The organism is Paramesorhizobium endophyticum, assembly GCF_014640615.1.
Taxonomy (GTDB): domain Bacteria; phylum Pseudomonadota; class Alphaproteobacteria; order Rhizobiales; family Rhizobiaceae; genus Paramesorhizobium; species Paramesorhizobium endophyticum.
Map to the genome: position 1 here is coordinate 139,439 of NZ_BMHH01000002.1, position 19,485 is coordinate 158,923.

At 61.2% G+C, this 19,485-nt stretch carries 16 protein-coding genes; 10 read left to right on the forward strand and 6 right to left on the reverse strand.

Annotated features, from left to right (window positions below; translation table 11 throughout):
* Nucleotides 1-95: 95 nt before the first annotated feature.
* Both IEX53_RS03150 and prfB read left to right on the forward strand, forming a co-directional pair.
* The gene (locus tag IEX53_RS03150) at nt 96-2,564 is read left to right on the forward strand and encodes a penicillin-binding protein 1A (protein WP_188821365.1); all 2,469 of its coding nucleotides are present in this window, start codon (nt 96-98) and stop codon (nt 2,562-2,564) included.
* A 94-nt stretch (nt 2,565-2,658) separates the two neighbouring features.
* A protein-coding gene (prfB, locus tag IEX53_RS03155) for a peptide chain release factor 2 (protein WP_188821367.1) occupies nt 2,659-3,790 on the forward strand; the annotation gives its coding sequence in 2 pieces (ribosomal slippage) (nt 2,659-2,727 and nt 2,729-3,790; 1,131 coding nt in all).
* Between the two features lie 35 nt (nt 3,791-3,825).
* Here the strand turns inward: prfB and IEX53_RS03160 are convergent.
* From IEX53_RS03160 to bcp, 4 genes are all read right to left on the reverse strand, one after another.
* Nucleotides 3,826-4,212, reverse strand: a complete 387-nt coding sequence (locus tag IEX53_RS03160; protein WP_188821368.1) for a type II toxin-antitoxin system VapC family toxin — start codon at nt 4,210-4,212, stop codon at nt 3,826-3,828.
* Nucleotides 4,212-4,424, reverse strand: coding sequence for an AbrB/MazE/SpoVT family DNA-binding domain-containing protein (locus tag IEX53_RS03165; protein ID WP_188821370.1), 213 nt, complete (start codon nt 4,422-4,424; stop codon nt 4,212-4,214). Before IEX53_RS03165 ends, IEX53_RS03160 begins: the two co-directional genes overlap by 1 nt.
* Before the next feature lie 68 nt (nt 4,425-4,492).
* On the reverse strand, nt 4,493-5,815 hold the full coding sequence (locus IEX53_RS03170; RefSeq protein ID WP_188821372.1) for a M23 family metallopeptidase: 1,323 nt from the start codon (nt 5,813-5,815) through the stop codon (nt 4,493-4,495).
* A 45-nt stretch (nt 5,816-5,860) separates the two neighbouring features.
* Complete coding sequence (bcp, locus tag IEX53_RS03175) at nt 5,861-6,343, reverse strand: thioredoxin-dependent thiol peroxidase (RefSeq protein ID WP_188821374.1); 483 nt, start codon at nt 6,341-6,343, stop codon at nt 5,861-5,863.
* A 207-nt stretch (nt 6,344-6,550) separates the two neighbouring features.
* Between bcp and IEX53_RS03180 the strand changes: the two genes are divergently transcribed.
* The gene (locus tag IEX53_RS03180; protein ID WP_373288552.1) at nt 6,551-9,955 is read left to right on the forward strand and encodes a YhdP family protein; all 3,405 of its coding nucleotides are present in this window, start codon (nt 6,551-6,553) and stop codon (nt 9,953-9,955) included.
* Nucleotides 9,956-10,177: 222 nt separating this feature from the next.
* Here IEX53_RS03180 and tyrS read toward each other — a convergent pair whose 3' ends face one another.
* Both tyrS and IEX53_RS03190 read right to left on the reverse strand, forming a co-directional pair.
* A complete protein-coding gene (gene tyrS / locus IEX53_RS03185; protein WP_188821378.1) occupies nt 10,178-11,431 on the reverse strand; it encodes a tyrosine--tRNA ligase in 1,254 nt (417 codons plus the stop codon).
* A gap of 156 nt (nt 11,432-11,587) precedes the next feature.
* A complete protein-coding gene (locus tag IEX53_RS03190; protein WP_188821380.1) occupies nt 11,588-12,262 on the reverse strand; it encodes an alpha/beta hydrolase in 675 nt (224 codons plus the stop codon).
* Nucleotides 12,263-12,483: 221 nt separating this feature from the next.
* Here IEX53_RS03190 and IEX53_RS03195 point away from each other — a divergent pair, with 221 nt between their 5' ends.
* From IEX53_RS03195 to IEX53_RS03225, 7 genes are all read left to right on the forward strand, one after another.
* Nucleotides 12,484-13,644, forward strand: a complete 1,161-nt coding sequence (locus IEX53_RS03195) for a cysteine desulfurase family protein (protein ID WP_188821382.1) — start codon at nt 12,484-12,486, stop codon at nt 13,642-13,644.
* A gap of 115 nt (nt 13,645-13,759) precedes the next feature.
* Entirely contained in the window at nt 13,760-15,286 is a 1,527-nt protein-coding gene (gene sufB / locus IEX53_RS03200) for a Fe-S cluster assembly protein SufB (RefSeq protein ID WP_188821384.1), read from the forward strand.
* Entirely contained in the window at nt 15,283-15,519 is a 237-nt protein-coding gene (locus IEX53_RS03205; RefSeq protein ID WP_188821386.1) for a hypothetical protein, read from the forward strand. The genes sufB and IEX53_RS03205 overlap by 4 nt, the downstream gene beginning before the upstream one ends.
* Nucleotides 15,520-15,553: 34 nt before the next feature.
* A complete protein-coding gene (gene sufC / locus IEX53_RS03210) occupies nt 15,554-16,309 on the forward strand; it encodes a Fe-S cluster assembly ATPase SufC (protein WP_188821387.1) in 756 nt (251 codons plus the stop codon).
* Nucleotides 16,310-16,318: 9 nt separating this feature from the next.
* Nucleotides 16,319-17,590 (forward strand): Fe-S cluster assembly protein SufD, encoded by a 1,272-nt coding sequence (gene sufD / locus IEX53_RS03215; RefSeq protein ID WP_188821389.1) that lies wholly within the window; start codon nt 16,319-16,321, stop codon nt 17,588-17,590.
* Between the two features lie 184 nt (nt 17,591-17,774).
* Nucleotides 17,775-19,019, forward strand: a complete 1,245-nt coding sequence (locus IEX53_RS03220; RefSeq protein WP_188821391.1) for a cysteine desulfurase — start codon at nt 17,775-17,777, stop codon at nt 19,017-19,019.
* Entirely contained in the window at nt 19,016-19,429 is a 414-nt protein-coding gene (locus tag IEX53_RS03225; protein ID WP_188821393.1) for an SUF system Fe-S cluster assembly protein, read from the forward strand. The genes IEX53_RS03220 and IEX53_RS03225 overlap by 4 nt, the downstream gene beginning before the upstream one ends.
* Nucleotides 19,430-19,485 lie beyond the last annotated feature (56 nt).

Sequence of the window (19,485 nt, forward strand, 5' to 3'; positions counted from 1 at the left end):
CCAGTACCCTTGAGCTTGCGTATGAGGCGTTTTCGTGAGGTGGCCTGCGCCCCTGGCGGTCACAGGTAATTCTGAGGGCAGGAATCCGGATACATATGGTAAGACTCATCGGATATTTCTTCGGGATAGGCGCGGTGGCCTTCCTGCTGGTGGCAGGCGGCGTCGCCCTCTATGTCGGCAATGTGAGCAAGGACCTGCCGAACTATGAGGTGCTCGCGCAGTATGAGCCCCCGGTGACGACCCGAATCCACGCCGTCGACGGCAGCCTGATGGCCGAGTTTGCCCGCGAACGGCGTCTCTATTTGCCGATTCAGGTCATCCCCGACCGCGTCAAGGCGGCGTTCATTTCTGCCGAGGACAAGAATTTCTACCAGCATCCGGGTGTCGATGTCAGCGGCATCGCCCGCGCGGTGGTGGCCAATATCAAGAATGTCGGCTCCGGCCGCCGTCCGGTCGGCGCATCCACCATCACGCAACAGGTGGCGAAGAACTTCCTGCTCACCTCCAAGCAGACCTATGACCGCAAGATCAAGGAAGCGATCCTGGCGCTGCGCATCGAGCAGGCCTATTCGAAGGACCGCATTCTCGAACTTTACCTCAACGAGATTTTCTTCGGCCTCGGCTCCTATGGCGTCGCCGGCGCGGCGCTCACCTATTTCGACAAGTCGGTCAACGACCTCTCCATCGCCGAGGCGGCCTATCTCGCCGCTCTGCCCAAGGGGCCGGCGAACTATCATCCCTTTCGCCAGGCCGAGCGCGCCATCGAACGCCGCAACTGGGTCATCGACCGCATGGTGGAGAACGGCTATGTGACGCCGGAGGAAGGCACCGCGGCCAAGGCGGAACCTCTGGGCGTCAAGCCGCGCACCAATGGCGCCAATCTCTTCGCGTCCGAATATTTCACCGAGGAAGTGCGCCGTCAGATCATCAACAAATATGGCGTGAACGCGCTCTATGAGGGTGGCCTGTCGGTACGTACCACGCTCGATCCGAAAACGCAGGTGATGGCGCGCGCCGCGCTCCATCGGGCGCTCATCAAATATGACGAGGGCAGGGGCTATCGCGGCCCGTTCAAGCACATCGACCTCGGGTCCGACTGGGGCGTTCCGCTGGGCGAGATCGAGGCGTTCGCCGACGTTCCCGAATGGCAGCTCGCCGTCGTTCTCGACGTGAGCAAGGAAGGCGCGGAAATCGGCATCCAGCCGCCGCGCGACATTTCCGGCGCCCGCACCAAGGACCGCAAGACCGGCTTCATCGCCGCCGCCGACATGAAATGGGCCTATCGCCGTATCGTCAATGGCGAGCGCACCTCGGTGAAGTCGCCCGAGGGCGTGCTGAAGCCGGGCGATGTCGTGTTCGTCGAGAAGAAGGCCGGCAGCGAGAACGATTACATGCTGCGCCAGCCGCCGAAGATACAGGGCGCGATGGTGGCGATGGACCCGCATACGGGCCGTGTGCTGGCGCTGATCGGCGGCTTCTCCTATTCCGAATCCGAGTTCAACCGCGCCACGCAGGCGATGCGCCAGCCCGGCTCGTCCTTCAAGCCCTTCGTCTATGCCGCCGCGCTGGACAATGGCTACACCCCTGCCTCCGTGGTGCTTGACGCGCCGATCGAGGTGGATCAGGGCGGCGAGCTCGGCATCTGGGCGCCCAAGAACTATTCGGGCAAGTTCGCCGGCCCCTCGACGCTGCGCTACGGCATCGAGCAGTCGCGTAACCTGATGACCGTGCGCCTTGCCAAGGACATGGGCATGAATCTCGTCGCCGAATATGCCGAACGCTTCGGCATCTACGACAAGATGCTGCCTGTGCTCGCCATGTCGCTGGGCGCGGGTGAGACGACAGTGCTGCGCATGGTCACCGCCTATTCGATCATCGCCAATGGCGGGCGCAGCATCGTGCCTTCCATGATCGACCGCATCCAGGACCGCTACGGCAAGACGATCTTCAAGCACGACCAGCGCAAATGCGACGGCTGCACCGCTACCGCTTGGGTCAACCAACCGGAGCCTGAACTGATCGATGAGCGCGACCAGGTGCTCGATCCGATGACCGCCTACCAGATCACCTCCATGATGGAGGGCGTGGTTCAGCGCGGCACGGCGACGATTCTCGCCAGCCTCGACCGTCCGCTCGCCGGCAAGACCGGCACCACCAATGACGAAAAAGATGCATGGTTCGTCGGTTACACCCCCGATCTCGTCGTCGGCGTTTATCTGGGCTACGACACGCCGACGCCGCTCGGCCATGGCGCGACCGGCAGCGGCCTTGCCGCGCCCGTCTTCAAGGATTTCATGGAGCAGGCGCTCGCCGGCAAGCCGAAGGTGGATTTCCGCGTCCCCGAGGGCATGAAGCTGATCGCCATCAACCGCCGCAGCGGCATGGAAGCCGCCCCCGGCGCAACCGGTCCTGATATCATCATGGAGGCTTTCAAGCCGGGAACCGGTCCCGCCAATGTCTACTCGGTCATCGGCATGGATAGTTTCCAGGAGGGCACACCGGTCGTGCCGCAATCGCCGCAGGCCAACCGCGCGATTACTTCCGGCTCGGGCGGTCTCTACTGACAAGGCAGGCAGAAGCCTTTACACGCGGCGGAGCTATCACTATGTTCCGCCGCGATTTCAATCTGCTAATAAACAACAAGGAACTGATACGCGAATGCGAGCCGAAATCGAGTCGTTGGTCGACGAAATCCAGCAGGGCGTAGGCCTGCTGAGGAGGCATCTTTGACTGGGATCAGTCACTGAAAAGGCTGGAATATCTCAATCACAAGGCCGAGGATCCGACGCTTTGGAACGATGCGCAGGAAGCCCAGAAGCTGATGCGCGAGCGCCAGCAGCTTGAGGATGCCATAGCCGAAATCCGCCGCCTCAATCAATCATTGCAGGACAGCATCGAACTCATCGCCATGGGCGAGGAGGAGGGCGACAAGTCGATCGTCGCGGAGGCGGAAGAAATCATCCGCCAGTTGAAGCGCGACATTGACAAGCGCCAGATCGAGACGCTGCTCTCGGGCGAGGCCGACGGCAACGACACCTATCTTGAAGTGCACGCCGGGGCCGGCGGCACGGAGAGCCAGGACTGGGCCTCGATGCTCCTGCGCATGTATACGCGCTGGGCCGAGCGCAGCGGCAACAAAGTTGAAGTGCTGGAAGTGCATGACGGGGAAGAGGCGGGCATCAAGTCCGCCACCATCCTCGTCAAGGGGCACAATGGCTATGGCATGCTCAAGACCGAATCGGGCGTCCACCGGCTGGTGCGCATCTCGCCCTATGATTCGAACGCGCGGCGACATACCTCCTTTGCCAGCGTCTGGGTCTATCCTGTGGTCGATGACTCGATCAATATCGAAGTCAATGAAAGCGACTGCCGCATCGATACCTATCGCTCGTCGGGCGCGGGCGGCCAGCACGTCAACACGACCGACTCGGCCGTGCGCATCACGCACTTGCCCACCGGCATCGCGGTTGCCTGCCAGCAGGAGCGCTCCCAGCACAAGAACCGCGCCAAGGCGTGGGAAATGCTGCGCGCGCGCCTCTATGAGCTGGAATTGAAGAAGCGCGAAGAGGCGGCGAATGCCGAAGCGGCCTCGAAGACCGATATCGGCTGGGGCCATCAGATCCGCTCCTATGTGCTTCAGCCCTATCAGTTGGTGAAGGACCTGCGCACAGGCGTTGAAAGCACCAGCCCGCAGGACGTGCTCGACGGCGCGCTCGACCCCTTCATGGAAGCCGCGCTTGCCCACCGCATAAAGGGCGGCACCAGCGAACCGGTCGAGGATATTGCGTGATTATAGGAGAGCCCGGCGATTTGTTTGCCGGGCTCTCAATTCAGGGATTTGATCTTTTCGATCAGTCGCACGCCCGGCAATCCTTTGAAGTGGGCATCGCAGGTGATGAGATCGGCACCGTAGACGCGGGCCGTAGCAAATATAATGGCATCAGCCGTTGCCAACCCATGTGTTCTGCAAGCTTCGGCTGCTGCTAACGCAATTTCAGTGTCGAGTGGCGCTATAAGGCGCACTTGGGTGGAAGCGATGATAGCGTCCGCCTTATCTTCGCCGAGTGCTCGTGCGGCCCATTTTGCTAGTTCCAATTGCACGATCGTCGGAACGAGCCATTCGATTCGTTCCGGAAGCTGCTGCGCGATTAACTTTCCCGTAGGAGAGTCTATTAGCCACTCGATCCATGCCGACGTGTCGACAAGCCGCATTAGTAGCGATCCGACCGGTCGCGATATTCAGTTGGCGAAGCGCCTTTCGCAATACCGGCAAGCTCCTCGTCCGTAGGGACCGGCATTAGAAGGACCCCCGCTCCCTTGGGAATAAACGCAAAGATCTGACCTGCCTCCCAATGCTGGGCGTCACGGATCGCCTTGGGAATGGATATCTGAAATTTTGAAGAAAGGGTCGCCGTCTTGCTCATGATCGTACTCTATCCCCATCGATAAGCGTAACGTAAGACAATATTTTGGTTGGTTCAAGCATCAGGCGTTATAATAACTGCTCGATCTGCCGTCCTGTCTTCAGAAAATTCGCCGGGTTGATCGCCGTGCCGTTGCGGCGGATTTCATAGTGCAGATGGGTGCCGGTCGAGCGTCCGGTATTGCCGGCTTCGCCGATCAAGGCACCGAAGGGTACCCGCTGGTTCTCTTGCACCAGCACGCGGCTCAAATGCGCATAGCGGCTGGAAAAGCCGTTGCCATGGTCGATCTCCACCATATTGCCGTAACCGCCGTTACGCCCGGCCTTGGTGACGATGCCGGCGGCTGTCGCCTTCACCTGCTGTCCGCTTTGCGCGCGAAAATCGATGCCGGCGTGGAAGGCGGGTGTTCCGATGAGAGGATCGCGCCGGACGCCGAAGAGGCTCGTCACCGGCATGCCGGGCGCGGGATTGGCGAGAGGCAGGGTGCGGACAGTCTTCTTCAGCCGGTCGAGCCGGTCGAGCGCGGTATCGAGGTCTTGTAGCTGAAGGTCGAAATTCGCGACGCTTTCCGCCGGGGATTCGAGTGCGATGAGCGGGCCGCCCATGCCGTTCTTCTCATCCTGGCCTTCGATCTTCAGTCCGGCGGCGTTGAGGGTCTCGGCGATATTATCGGCGGTCTCGAAGGCGCTCTCGGTCAGGTTGCGCACCTTGTAAATCTGTTCCGTTTCGATCTGCCGGAGCGAGCGGTTGACGGTCCGCAGGATTTCCTCGGCCTTCTCGGCCGTCGACTCCCCCGCGAGGCCCTCCGAAGGGCGCAGCATGTCGCTCTTTTGGGGTCCTCCTTCCTTGGGAACCGGGCCGGTGATGATGGGGTCGATGCCCAGGAACACCGCATCGGCGGGATCATTATTCTCCGGCAGAAGCTGCGTGTGCTGTTCCGGCGCCGTCTCGGGCTTTTCCGGCAGGGCGACATCGCTTGCGCGCTTCAGTAGCGGAGCGAGCCTTCCATCGCGGAGGCTCAAGGTCTTCTGCCGCTCGATCAACTCGGCGACCTTTTCCTCCATCATCCTCTGGTCGAGCAATTGCCGGCTGGTGACCCGGTCCACCTGCACGCGCAGTGCAGATATCCGGTCCTCATAAAGTTGCTGCATGCGTGCGTGGCGGGCGATGTTCGCGCCGATGAGATCGTCCCGCATGACCAAGTAGAAGGTCGCCAGCAGATAACCGATCGCGACGAGCGCGCACACAGAGCCGCCCGCAAGCAGCATCCAAGGGCGGATGGAGAAATGGCTGATGCTCTGCCCACGCGCTATGATGATCGTGTGCGGCTCTTTTCGCTTTCCGAAAATGGGGAGGCGCTGATCGGTCACGGGCTCGGCCCTGCTTTTCATTGAGAAGGAACGAGCCCATTACACTTCATTATGGTTAATGAAGGCTTAGCCAACATTCGATGCGAGGGCTTCCGCCGCTTTCAGCACTTCGGCCGCATGGCCGGGCACCTTCACCTTGCGCCACACCTTCCTGATCTTGCCATCGGGCCCGATCAGGAAGGTGGTGCGCTCGACGCCCATATATTTGCGTCCATACATGCTCTTTTCCACCCACACCCCGTAGGTTTCGAGGACATTCTTGTCCTCGTCGGAAACGAGCTCGACATCAAGCTCGTGCTTCGTCTTGAATTTGTCGTGCTTCTTCACGCTATCCGGCGACATGCCGATGACGCGCACGCCGATCTTGTCGAAATCGCCTTTTAGGCGGGAGAATTCTATGGCTTCCTGCGTGCAGCCGCTGGTATCGTCCTTGGGATAAAAATAAAGGACGACCGGCTTGCCCCGCAGCGTGGAGAGCGTGATGGATTCGCCGCCATCGCGAGGGAGGGAAAAATCGGGCGCGATGTCGCCAATGTCGGGGGCAGCCATATCAATGCCTTTCTTTGTGTGGATGTGCTGAGCCAGATGGATTCGGCGTTGCGGCGCCGGTGGCCTATCTTCCAGAGAAGAGCAATATAAGATCCTTGCGGGAATCGTCTATGGGCATTCCAGGGCGAAGGTGACTCTAACCATCAGCGTGGGAACTTGACTGCGAAGCCCGAAAAAATCCGCTTTCGAAAGCGCGAGATAAAGGACCTGCATCTTTATCCTTCGGCCTGCGAGCAGGGGGCGCCACCAGTGCCCGGGGCTCGCAAGCGGCGCTCGCTCGTCTGGCTCGCCTGCCGCGCTGTGCTTTCGGTGCTGTTTCTTTTCTGTGTCGTCGCGGTGGCGGGCTTCTTCCTGCTGCGATCAGGGGTGAGCAACGACACGCTGACGCGCGAAGCCCGTGCGGCGCTCCAGTCGGTGGCGGGCAGCGAGGCGGCCACGTCGCTCGCCAGCGCCAGCATCTCGATCGACCGGAAATACCATCTCGCGCTGGAAGCCAATGACGTCGCCGTCTCGAACCCCGCAGACGGCGTTTCCGTGGAGGGCATCCGCTCGGTGCGGCTGGGGCTCGCGCCGCTTGCGCTTTTGGCGGGAAAGCTGCGTATCGCCCAGGTCGAGGTGGAAGGTGCCGATATAAGGGTGCCGGATAGCGGGCAGGGGGGAGGCATTCTCGCCGCACTGCCGCGCGATTCCCATGGGCTCATCGATTTCGACGCGGTTTCGCGTGCGCTGTTCGAGGAAATCGCGCTGCGCGTGAAATTGCTGGACCAGCGCTCGACGCGGTCGATCCTCATTCTCAATACAGCCGTCCATTTCCGCCTGCTTGGCGAGGAAAAGACGCTGCAGATCGAAAAAGCCAGCCTCACGGAAAAGAACGGTGTGGTTGCGCTGGACGGCACCTTCATCTGGGATGGCAAGACGATCACGTTGGCGGGCGGCGTCGGGCATGACGGGCAGGGCGCCATCACCGCTTTCCATATGAATATCAATGATATAGCGGTAAATCTGGATTCTCCTCCAGAAGTTGCGGAAGCGGTTGCCGGCGGTGCGCCAAACCCGGCGCATTTCCGCTTTCAGGGTGAGGCGGACCTGGAGTTGCGCGGCAATGCCGCTGCCGGCGGCAAGCCCATGGAACTCGACGGACAGTTGAAGATCACCGGCGGCAGCATGGATCTGGGCCGCGAGAGCGGCATTCCCGTCGCCGCCGCCTTGAATTTCCGGCAGATGGGCGGCAGCGGAACGGTCGAACTGACGCCCTCAAGTCTGGCGCTGGGTGGGCTGGACATGCAGTTCAGCGGCATTGTCGGTCCCGAGCAGGCGGGTGAGGCTGGCGCACCGCAAGAGTCTGCCTATCGCTTCAAGATCGCCACCAGTTCCGCGGTTTCCGCACCTCGCGATTCGTCCGAGCAACCGCTGCCCTTCACCCTGCGCATTGCAGGCCGTTATCTCAATGACCGCAGCCAGCTCGATTTCGATCAATTGAGCATCAAGCCTGCGACTGGCGGCGAACTCTACGGCCAGGGCCGCATGACCTTCGGCAAAGGGACGCCGGAGATGATTTTCCTGCTGCGCATTCCGGAAATGCCTGTCGCGGCGGCCAAGCAACTCTGGCCCATCGATGTGGCGGATGGCGCGCGCCGCTGGGTGCTCGATAATCTCTATGGCGGCAAGCTGGCGAACAGCCAGATCGATATTGCCTTCCCCGCCGGACGCTTCAACGGTCCGGGCAAGCCCGCGCCTTTGACCAAGGACGAGATAAAGGCCGATTTCTTCGTTTCCGACACGCGGTTCGACGTGGTGGGCGACCTGCCGCCGGTACGCGACGCCACCGGCGCGGTCACGATTCGCGGGTCGCACACCACCATCAGTCTGGAGAAGGGCACCGCCTATACGCCCAGCAACCGCCAGGTGGACGTTTCCAAGGGGACGCTGGTGATTCCCTGGGGTCCGCAGCGGCCCGTTCTGGCCGATCTCGACCTCACGGTAAGCGGCAGTGCCGCGGCGGTCGCCGAAATCACCGGCTACAAGCCCATCGACGCGCTGAAACATGCGCCTTTCAAACCGGAGGACGTGTCCGGCGATGTCTCGTCGCGCATTTTCGTGACCTTTCCGGTAACGCGGGATGCGCCCGAGGGCAGCCTCAAATGGAATGCCGATATCGATTTCTCGAATCTGGATATTCTGAAGCCGGTCGGCGGCCAGCATGTGACGGATGCGAAAGGCACGCTCAAGATCACGCAGGCCGCCGCACAGATCGAGGCAAACGCGAAGCTCAACGGCATCCCAGCGACCGTAGACATGGTCGAGCCCATCGAGGATTCGACCGTCAAGCGCCAGCAGACGGTCAAGCTCGTGATGGATGACAAGGTGCGGGCTAAGGAGCTGCCGGGTCTCGGAGGTATCCTGAAAGGCCCGATGGAAGTCGACCTGTCGGCGGCGACAGGCAATGAACGCCCTGTCAGCATCGACCTGACGAAGACGGAAATCAACATCCCCTGGATTGGCTGGAAGAAGGGCGCAGGCGTGCCCGCCAAGGCGACGATGACGCTCGTCGGCAACGGGCTCGATGACAAGGATGTGCAGATCAAGAACCTCGTGCTTTCGGGCGATGCATTCCGCCTCGAAGGCGATCTCTCGCTCGCCAATGGCGCCCTGCGCGCCGCGAACTTCAAGCAGATCCGCTTAAACCGCACCGACGACATGGCGGTGAGGATCAGCCGGATCGATGGCGGCTACCGCGCCGATGTCACGGGACAATCCTTCGATGCGCGGGCACTGCTGAAGCAAATTACGTCGGGCGGAAGCGACGGAGAGCAGGAGGTCGGCGGAAGCAGCAGCAAGACGCGCCTTGTCGTGAATGCGCAGCTGGATCAGGTCACCGGCTTCAATTCCGAGTCGCTGCACAATGTGGCAGTGTCCTATGAAGGCGTCGGCCCGGCGGTATCCGGCCTGTCGATCAACGCGAAGACCGCCTCGGGCAAGGCCTTTACTGCCACCAACAATGTGCAGAACGGCGCAAAATCCGTCTCGCTGCAATCATCGGATGCGGGCGCGGTGCTGCGCTTCTTCGATTATTACGACAAGATGCAGGGCGGCACGATCAATATCAACCTGACGGCCCAGGGGGGCGGTCCGTTGAAGGGGCAGGTAGACGCCAGGAATTTCACCATTGTCGACGAGCCGCGTCTTTCAAAGATCGTCTCCACCCCGCCGCAGAGTGGAGGCGCCAGCCTAAGCGAGGCGGTGAAGCGGGATATTGATGTCAGCCGGGTTTATTTCGACCGTGGATATTCGCAGATAGAGAAGGGAGCGGGCTATGTCACGCTGCAGCGCGGTATTGTGCGCGGGCCGCTGATCGGGACAACGTTTCAGGGGATTCTCTACGATCGCAAGGGCAATATGTCGATAACCGGCACCTTCATGCCCGCCTATGGGCTGAACCGCCTTTTCGGCGAACTGCCGATTTTAGGCGCTCTTTTGGGCAATGGCCGCGACCGGGGCCTCATCGGCATCACCTACAAGCTCTCCGGCAACGCCAAGCAGCCTCAGATTATCGTCAATCCGATTTCAGTGATGGCGCCGGGGATATTCCGGTCGATATTTGAGTTTCAGTGATTGGTTGGCTGAACGGAGAGGTTTGCGGGACAGCGCCCCCCTCTGCCCTGCCGGGCATCTCCCCCGCAAGGGGGGAGATTATGCCTTCATCGGCGCTGGTATCAATGCATACGTGGAAAGTGCGCGGCATTACGCCGTATCAGCCATTCTCCCCCCTTGCGGGGGAGATGTCCGGCAGGACAGAGGGGGGCGCTGTCCCGCCAGCGGCGCTTGTAAGGGTGCTTAAACCGCCCGCACCAGAATATGCTTCTTGCGCCCCAGCGACAGCTTGATCACGCCATCGGCGGTGAGCTGATCGCTTCCCACCGTCGCGCGTTCGTCCTTCACTGGCTCGTCATTGACGCGCACCGCGCCGCCCTGGATGTAGCGGCGGGCTTCGCCGTTGGAGCCGGCAAGACCGGCGGTGACCAGCAGCGCCTGCACGCCGATGCCGGCGTGGAGCGTGTCGCGCGCGATTTCCACGGACGGGAGATTTTCTGCAAGCGCGCCTTCCTCGAAGGTCTTGCGCGCCGTCTCTGCCGCTTCCTCCGCCGCCTGGCGTCCGTGGAGCATCGCGGTCACTTCCGTGGCGAGGATCTTCTTCGTCTCGTTGATCTCCGAGCCGCCAAGGCTTGCCAGCCGCGCGATCTCGTCGAGGGGCACGGTGGTGTAAAGCTTCAGGAAGCGCTCGACATCCGCATCCTCGGTGTTGCGCCAGTACTGCCAGAAATCATAGGGGCTGAGCAGATCGGCATTGAGCCACACCGCGCCTGACAGCGACTTGCCCATCTTGGCGCCTGAGGCCGTGGTCAGCAGCGGCGAGGTCAGCGCATAGAATTGGGTGTCCAGCATGCGATGACCAAGATCGACGCCGTTGATGATATTGCCCCACTGGTCCGAGCCGCCCATCTGCAATTTCGCGCCATGGCGCTTGTTGAGCTCCACGAAATCATAGGCTTGCAGGATCATGTAGTTGAATTCGAGGAAAGACAGCGACTGCTCGCGATCGAGCCGGAGCTTGACCGAATCGAAGGACAGCATCCGGTTGACCGAGAAATGCCGGCCGACATCGCGCAGGAATTCCAGGTAGTTGAGGTCGCGCAGCCAGTCGGCGTTGTCGACCATGACCGCATCGGTCTTGCCTTCGCCGAAGGTCAGGTAATTGCTGAAGACCTTTTTGATGCCCTGGATGTTGGCGGCGATGGTGTCCACCGTCATCAGCTTGCGGGCCTCGTCCTTGAAGGAGGGATCGCCGACCATGCCGGTGCCGCCGCCCATCAGCGCGATGGGCTTGTGGCCGGTCTGCTGCATCCAGTGCAGCATCATGATCTGGATGAGACCGCCCGCATGCAGGCTCGGCGCTGTGGGATCGAAGCCGATATACCCCGCCACGATCTCCTTCTGGAACAGCGTGTCGAGCCCGGTTTCATCGGATATCTGATGGATGAAACCGCGCTCGGAAAGCGTGCGAAGAAAATCGGATTTGAAGCCGGACATCGTCCCTTTTCCTGTTGTTTAGAGTACTGGCAATTCCCGCCGTCATCCTCGGGCTAGTCCCGAGGATCTACAGCGTATAATCTGTCAGTACGGTAACCGCTATTCTTTTTCTCGTCGCAGATCCTCGGGACAAGCCCGAGGATGACGACTGAGAGCTTACCTCAGCCGCTTCTGCTTCGATTCCACCAGCTCGCCGTTGAGGCGCCGGTCGAGATAGTCGGCGCATTCGCCGATCAGCTCTTCCACCTTGCCGGAGAAGAAGTGGTTTGCGCCGGAAAGGGTCTTCTGCGTGATGGTGATGCCTTTCTGGGTCTTGAGCTTGTCCACCAGCCCTTGCACATCTTTCGGGGGCGCCACCTTGTCCTGGTCGCCATGAATGATGAGTCCGGAGGAAGGGCAGGGCGCGAGGAAGGAGAAATCATAGGTATTGGGCTGCGGCGCGACCGAAATGAAGCCCTCGATCTCCGGACGGCGCATCAAGAGCTGCATGCCGATCCACGAGCCGAAGGAATAGCCGGCGACCCAGCAGGTCTTGGAATCGGGGTGAAGCGACTGCACCCAGTCGAGCGCGCCCGCAGCATCCGACAATTCGCCCGAGCCATGGTCGAATTCGCCCTGGCTGCGGCCGATGCCGCGGAAATTGAAGCGCAGGGTGGTGAAGCCGCGCTGCTGGAACATGTAGAACAGGTCGTACACGATCTTGTTGTTCATCGTGCCGCCGAACTGCGGATGTGGGTGGAGGATCATCGCGATCGGCGCGTTCTTTTCCTTCGACGGCTGATAGCGGCCCTCGAGGCGTCCGGCTGGTCCATTGAAAATGACTTCAGGCATGTGTACTCCACTCGTTGCCGGGGCTGGCTGAACAAGTCTGCCATTTCGGCGATGCTGCCTTGACGGACCGGCGCATCGCTCATAAAAGTAGACTTTAGAACTCTTCAAAACTGGACATCATCCAGCAGGAGCGGTTTAATAGGCTGTTCCGGGGCCAAATTTCAAGAAAATTGCGCTATTACCAGCGTATAGACGGAAACAAGGAAGAAAGAGCGCGGGATATGAGCGCCAGCCGCATCTATCTTGACTACAACGCCAGCGCGCCGCTTATGGCGGAAGCGCGGGAGGCGGTTGTGGCTGCGCTCGATTTCCCGGGCAATCCGTCCTCCGTTCACCGGGAGGGCAGGGCCGCCCGGGCGCTGGTGGAAGCCGCCCGCCGCGATGTCGCCGCGCTCGTCAACGCCAGGTCCGACCATGTGGTCTTCACTTCAGGCGCGACCGAGGCCGCATCGACGCTACTCACCCCGCATTATATGATGGGCCGTGCCGCCTTACGCCTTTCGCGCCTTTATGTCGGCGCGACGGAACACCCTTGCGTGCTCGCGGGCGGGCAGTTTGCGCCGGAGCAGGTCGAGATTGTTCCTGTCCACGCCGATGGGCTTATCGACGTGGCCTCGCTCAAGGCGCTGCTGGCCGCGCACGACAAGTCAGAAGGCCTGCCGCTTGTCGCCGTGCAGGCGGCGAACAACGAGACGGGCGTGATCCAGCCGACCGCCGAGATTGCTGATATCGTCAAGGAAGCGGGCGGCCTTTTAGTGGTGGACGCCGTACAGGTGGCCGGGCGAATTCCGCTCGATATAACAAATGCTTGCGGCGATTATCTGATTCTATCTTCGCACAAGATCGGCGGCCCGAAGGGCGTCGGCGCCATCGTCGCGCTTTCCGATTTGATCATGCCGCGCGCGCTCGTCCGGGGCGGCGGGCAGGAGAAGGGGCATCGCGCTGGCACCGAATCGCTCCCCCTCATCGCCGGTTTCGGCGTGGCGGCGAAAGTTGCGCGTATGCGCCTCGATAGTACTGGCTGGTCCACCGATATAAGGGATATGATCGAGGCGGGCATTCGCCGCATCGCCCCTGATGCGATCATCCATGGTGCGGATGTGGCGCGACTGCCCAACACCACCTTCTTCTCGCTTCCGGGCATGAAGGCGGAAACGGCGCAGATCGCCTTCGACTTGGCTGGTGTCGCTCTTTCCGCCGGTTCCGCCTGCTCGTCGGGCAAGGTGGGGCCAAGCCATGTGCTGACCGCCATGGGATATGATGAAAACATTGGCGCGCTCAGGATTTCCACCTCCCCGGACACGGATGCGAGCGTGGCCGATCACTTCCGCGACCTCCTTGCGGCTATCGTGGAGCGGAAAAAGCAGCGGGAGGTTGCTTGAATTTCCGGCATCGCCGGTTTTAAACGCGCGCAAGCGCTATTACATAGAGGCAGTAACAACTGCCTTGACGTTTTGAACTGTCGGGCCTTGACCCCGACCTGGATGGAGAACGCCAATGCCTGCCGTGCAGGAAACGATTGAGCAGGTCCGCAATATCGATGTGGACCAGTATAAATACGGTTTTGAAACGCATATCGAGACCGACAAGGCCCCGAAGGGCCTCAACGAAGACATCATCCGCTTCATCTCGGCGAAGAAGAGCGAGCCGGAATGGATGCTGGAATGGCGGCTGGAGGCGTTCCGCCGCTGGCTGACCATGGAAGAGCCCAACTGGGCGCGTGTGGAATATCCCAAGATCGACTTCCAGGATCTCTATTATTACGCCGCGCCGAAGAACCAGACCGGCCCGAAATCGCTTGACGAGGTCGATCCGGAACTGCTTCGGACCTATGAGAAGCTCGGCATTCCGCTGAAGGAACAGGAGATTCTCGCCGGCGTCCGCAAGATGGGCGAGCCAAGCCCCTCGGGCGAAGAGGAGCCTTCGGACAATGTCTATAGCTCGGGCCGCGTCGCCGTCGATGCGGTGTTCGACAGCGTGTCCGTGGTCACCACCTTCAAGAAGGAACTGGCCAAGGCGGGCGTGATCTTCTGCTCGATTTCGGAAGCCATCCGCGAGCATCCGGAACTGGTGAAGAAATATCTGGGCTCGGTGGTCCCTACCTCGGACAATTTCTACGCCACCCTCAATTCGGCGGTCTTCACCGACGGCTCGTTCGTTTACGTGCCGAAGGGCGTACGCTGCCCGATGGAGCTTTCCACCTATTTCCGCATCAATGAGAAGAACACCGGCCAGTTCGAGCGCACGCTGATCATTGCCGAGGAGGGAGCCTACGTCTCCTATCTCGAAGGCTGCACCGCGCCGCAGCGCGACGAAAACCAGCTGCACGCTGCGGTGGTCGAACTCGTCGCGCTCGATGACGCCGAGATCAAATATTCGACGGTCCAGAACTGGTATCCCGGCGACAAGGACGGCAAGGGCGGCATCTACAACTTCGTGACCAAGCGCGGCGATTGCCGTGGCAAGAACTCGAAGATTTCGTGGACACAGGTCGAGACTGGTTCCGCCATCACCTGGAAATACCCGTCCTGCATCCTGCGCGGCGACAATTCGCGCGGCGAGTTCTATTCGATCGCCGTCTCGAACGGCCACCAGCAGATCGACTCTGGCACCAAGATGATCCATCTGGGCAAGAACACGTCGAGCCGCATCATCTCCAAGGGTATCTCGGCGGGCAATTCGAACAACACCTATCGCGGGCAGGTTTCGGTTCACCGCAAGGCCGCCAATGCGCGCAATTTCACCAATTGCGACTCGCTGCTGATCGGCAATGACTGCGGCGCGCATACCGTGCCCTATATCGAGGCGAAGAACTCGACAGCCCAGATCGAGCACGAGGCGACCACCTCCAAAATCTCGGACGACGCGAAGTTCTACGTCATGCAGCGCGGCATTCCCGAGGAGGAAGCCATTGCGCTCATCGTCAACGGCTTCGTCAAGGAAGTCATCCAGGAACTGCCGATGGAATTCGCCGTCGAGGCCCAGAAGCTGATCAACATCAGCCTTGAGGGGAGTGTTGGATGACGGACTATTGGTTCAGACCCAAGCGCTTCGGCTACGGCGCTACCCCGACCAACTGGAAAGGCTGGGCTTTCATCGGCGCTTTCGTGGCGGTGAATGTGCTCGCAATCGCGGCGCTGATCGCCTTGGAAGGACCAGTATGGCTTGTGGTGCCCATTACGTTGGCACTCACCGCGGCAATTATCCCGTTCACCAAGGCCAAGACGGACGGCGAATGGCGCTGGCGCTGGAACTGAGTTGAACGAACCCTTTTAGATCGGATTTTAAAAAATGCTTGAAATCAAGAACCTGCACGCCCGTATCGCCGAAGACGGCACCGAGATCATCCGTGGATTGAACCTCACCGTGAAGGATGGCGAGGTCGCCGCTATCATGGGGCCGAACGGCTCGGGCAAGTCCACGCTCTCCTACATCCTCGCCGGGCGCGAGGACTACGAAGTGACCGAAGGCGATATTCTCTATAATGGCGAGTCGATCCTCGACCTCGATCCGGCGGAGCGCGCGGCGAAGGGTATTTTCCTCGCCTTCCAGTATCCGATGGAGATACCGGGCGTCGCCACGATGGAATTCCTGAAAGTCGCCATGAACTCGCAGCGCAAGGCGCGCGGCGAGGAAGAGCTGAAAATCCCGGAATTCATGAAGCGCGTGAAGGAAGCAGCCAACCTGCTGTCGATGGACCCGGCGATGCTGAAGCGCCCGCTCAATGTCGGCTTTTCAGGCGGCGAGAAGAAGCGCGCCGAAATCCTGCAGATGAAGCTGCTGGAGCCGAGCCTCTGCGTGCTGGATGAGACCGATTCCGGCCTCGATATCGATGCGCTGAAGATCGTCTCGGAAGGTGTCAACGCGCTGCGCTCTCCCGACCGCTCAATCATCGTCATCACCCACTATCAGCGCCTGCTCGACTATATCGTGCCCGATAGCGTGCACGTGCTCTACAAGGGCCGGGTGATCAAGTCGGGCGACAAGATGCTGGCGCGGCAGCTTGAAGAAAACGGTTATGCCGACGTTATCGGCGAAGCGGCTTGAGGTGGAGGCATGACCATTCATACTCCACAGACAAGGACTCCGGCGGAGACGGCATTGATCGATGCGTTCAGCGAGCGCGTCGGGGAACTGCCCGGCAATGCAGATGTAGCCGTCGCCCGCGACACGGCGCTCGAAGCCCTGAAGATCAAGGGCCTGCCGTCGCGCCGCGTCGAAAGCTGGCACTATACCGACCTGCGCACGCTTCTGCGCTCCGTCGCGCCCTTCGATCCTGCCGCAGGCTCGCAAGCCATCGCGCCGCTGATCGCGCGCTCGACGGTCGCCGCCGTCTCCAATGGCGTGGCGCTGACGGCGGGCGAGGCTGAAGGCGTCACTTTCGAGCGCTTGAGCGAGAAGCTGGCGGACGGCACCTTCGCTCCCGCCCTCGATACACGCGGGCCGGATGACGCGATCGGCGAGATCAATGCCGCCTATGTCACCGATGGCTGGCATGTCGAGATTGCCGAGGGCGCGGAGATCGAAGCACCGATCGAATTGCAGAACGTCCAGAAGTCGGGGCAGGGCCATGTGCGCTTCCCCGTCCGCGTCGGCAGACAGGCCAAGGCAACCATCATCGAGCGTCAGTTCGGCGGCGATGGCGAGTCTTTCTCCTCCTCCATCAGCAATCTGACGGTTGGCGACGGCGCTGAGGTGACGTGGGTTCTCCTGCGCCAGCGTGGCGACAAATCCACCGATTTCGGGCAGTTCAACGCCTGGCTCGGCAAGGACGCCAAGCTGACCCTCTATATCGTCAATGCCGGCGGCAAGCTGGTGCGGCAGGAGGTGCATCTGCTCGTCAAGGGCGAAGGCTCGGATTTCCAGCTGCGCGGCATCAATCTGCTGGGCGGCGAGAGCCATACCGATGTCACCATGACGGTCGGCCATCTGGTGGAAAACACCACTTCCACCGAGATCGTGCGCAATGTCGTCACCGGCCGCGCGCGCGGTGTCTTCCAGGGCATGATCCGCGTTGCCAGGATCGCGCAGAAGACCGACGCGCGCATGGCCTGCAACTCGCTGCTGCTTTCCGACGACGCCGAGTTCGACGCCAAGCCGGAACTCGAAATCTTCGCCGACGACGTCGCCTGCGGCCATGGCGCGACGGTGGCGCAGATCGACCCGGCCCATCTCTTCTACTTGATGGCGCGCGGCATCCCCGAAAAGACGGCGCGCGGGCTTCTGGTGAAGGCGTTCGTCGCCGAGATCATCGAGGAACTCGACGACGAGCCGCTGGTCGAGGCGCTGGAGAACATACTGGAAGAGTGGCTCGCCGCGCACGGGTGATTGCACGGCCCCTTACCCTCCCCCTTGCGGGGAGGGTGGCCCGAAGGGCCGGGTGGGGGTGGTGACGTTTGCGTCTTTGCAGAAGAACGTGGCGCAAACGTCACCACCCCCATCCGCCCGCTAACGCGGGCACCTTCCCCGCAAGGGGGAAGGAGGGCGGCAGTGCTGGCATTGGTTGGGAAACATGGACCAGAAAACACATACGGCTCCGGCCTTCGACGTCGAAGCGATCCGCCGCGACTTCCCGATTCTGTCGCGGGAAGTGCATGGCAAGCCGCTCGTCTATCTCGACAATGGCGCGTCGGCGCAGAAGCCGCAGGCGGTCATCGACACCATCACGCATGCCTATCTGAACGAATACGCCAACGTCCATCGCGGCCTGCATTTCCTTTCGAATGCCGCAACCGACGCCTACGAAAAGGCCCGCGAGACCGTCCGCCGCTTCATCAACGCTGGTTCCGTGGACGAAATCGTCTTCACCAAATCTGCGACGGAGGCCATCAACACGGTCGCCTATGGCTATGGCATGCCCAATATCGGCGAGGGCGACGAGATCGTGCTCTCCGTCATGGAGCACCATTCCAACATCGTGCCCTGGCATTTCATCCGCGAGCGGCAGGGGGCGAAGCTCGTCTTCGTGCCTGTTGACGATGAAGGCGTGTTCCACATCGAGGAATTCGAGAAGCGGCTGACCGAGCGCACCAAGCTCGTCGCCATCACCCATATGTCGAATGTGCTGGGCACGGTGGCGCCTATCAAGCGAATCGTCGAGATCGCCCATGCGCGCGGCATTCCGGTGATGGTCGATGGCAGCCAGGGCGCGGTGCATCTGCCGGTGGATGTCCAGGAACTGGGCTGCGACTGGTATGTCTTCACCGGCCACAAGGTCTATGGTCCCTCGGGCATTGGCGTTCTCTATGGCCGGGCCGAGATGCTGGAGAAGATGCGCCCGTTCCAGGGCGGCGGCGAGATGATCGAGGAGGTGACGGAGGAAAACGTCACCTACAATCACCCGCCGCACCGCTTCGAGGCGGGCACGCCGCCCATCGTGCAGGCCATCGGCCTCGGCGCGGCGCTGGAATATATGGAACGGGTCGGGCGGCAGGCGATGTTCGCCCATGAAGAGGCCTTGCGCGATTACGCCCATGAACAGCTCGGCCAGATCAACTCGCTACGCATCTTCGGCAACGCGCCGGACAAGGGCGCCATCGTCTCCTTCACGCTCGAAGGCATCCATGCCCATGACGTGTCGATGGTGATCGACCGGGCAGGGGTCGCCGTACGCGCCGGTACGCATTGCGCCCAGCCGCTGCTAAAACGGTTCGGCGTCACCTCGACATGCCGCGCCTCCTTCGCCATGTATAATACCAGGGCCGAGATCGACGTGCTGGCGGAAGCGCTGGAAAAGGCCAGGAAATTTTTCGGATGACCATGATGGACAACAAGCCTGAGACGACAGAGCCTGAAACCCTCCCGGATGCGGCAGGCGCCGCGGACACGGTTTTCTCCGCCTCCGCGATCCCGCAAGACGAGTTGGCGCGGATGACCGACGACATCATCGCCGCACTGAAGACAGTCTACGATCCGGAAATCCCCGCCGACATCTATGAACTCGGCCTCATCTACAAAATCGACATCGAGGACGACCGCACGGTCAAGATCGACATGACCCTGACCGCCCCCGGCTGTCCCGTCGCCGGCGAGATGCCTGGCTGGGTGCAGAATGCGGTCGGCACCGTTGAGGGCGTGTCGCATGTGGAGGTCAACATGACCTTCGACCCGCCCTGGACCCCGGACCGCATGTCCGAAGAGGCGCAGGTCGCGGTGGGGTGGTATTGAGAGTAGTGAGTAGGGAATAGTGAGGTAGTGAGATAGAAAGGGTTCTCCTCACTATC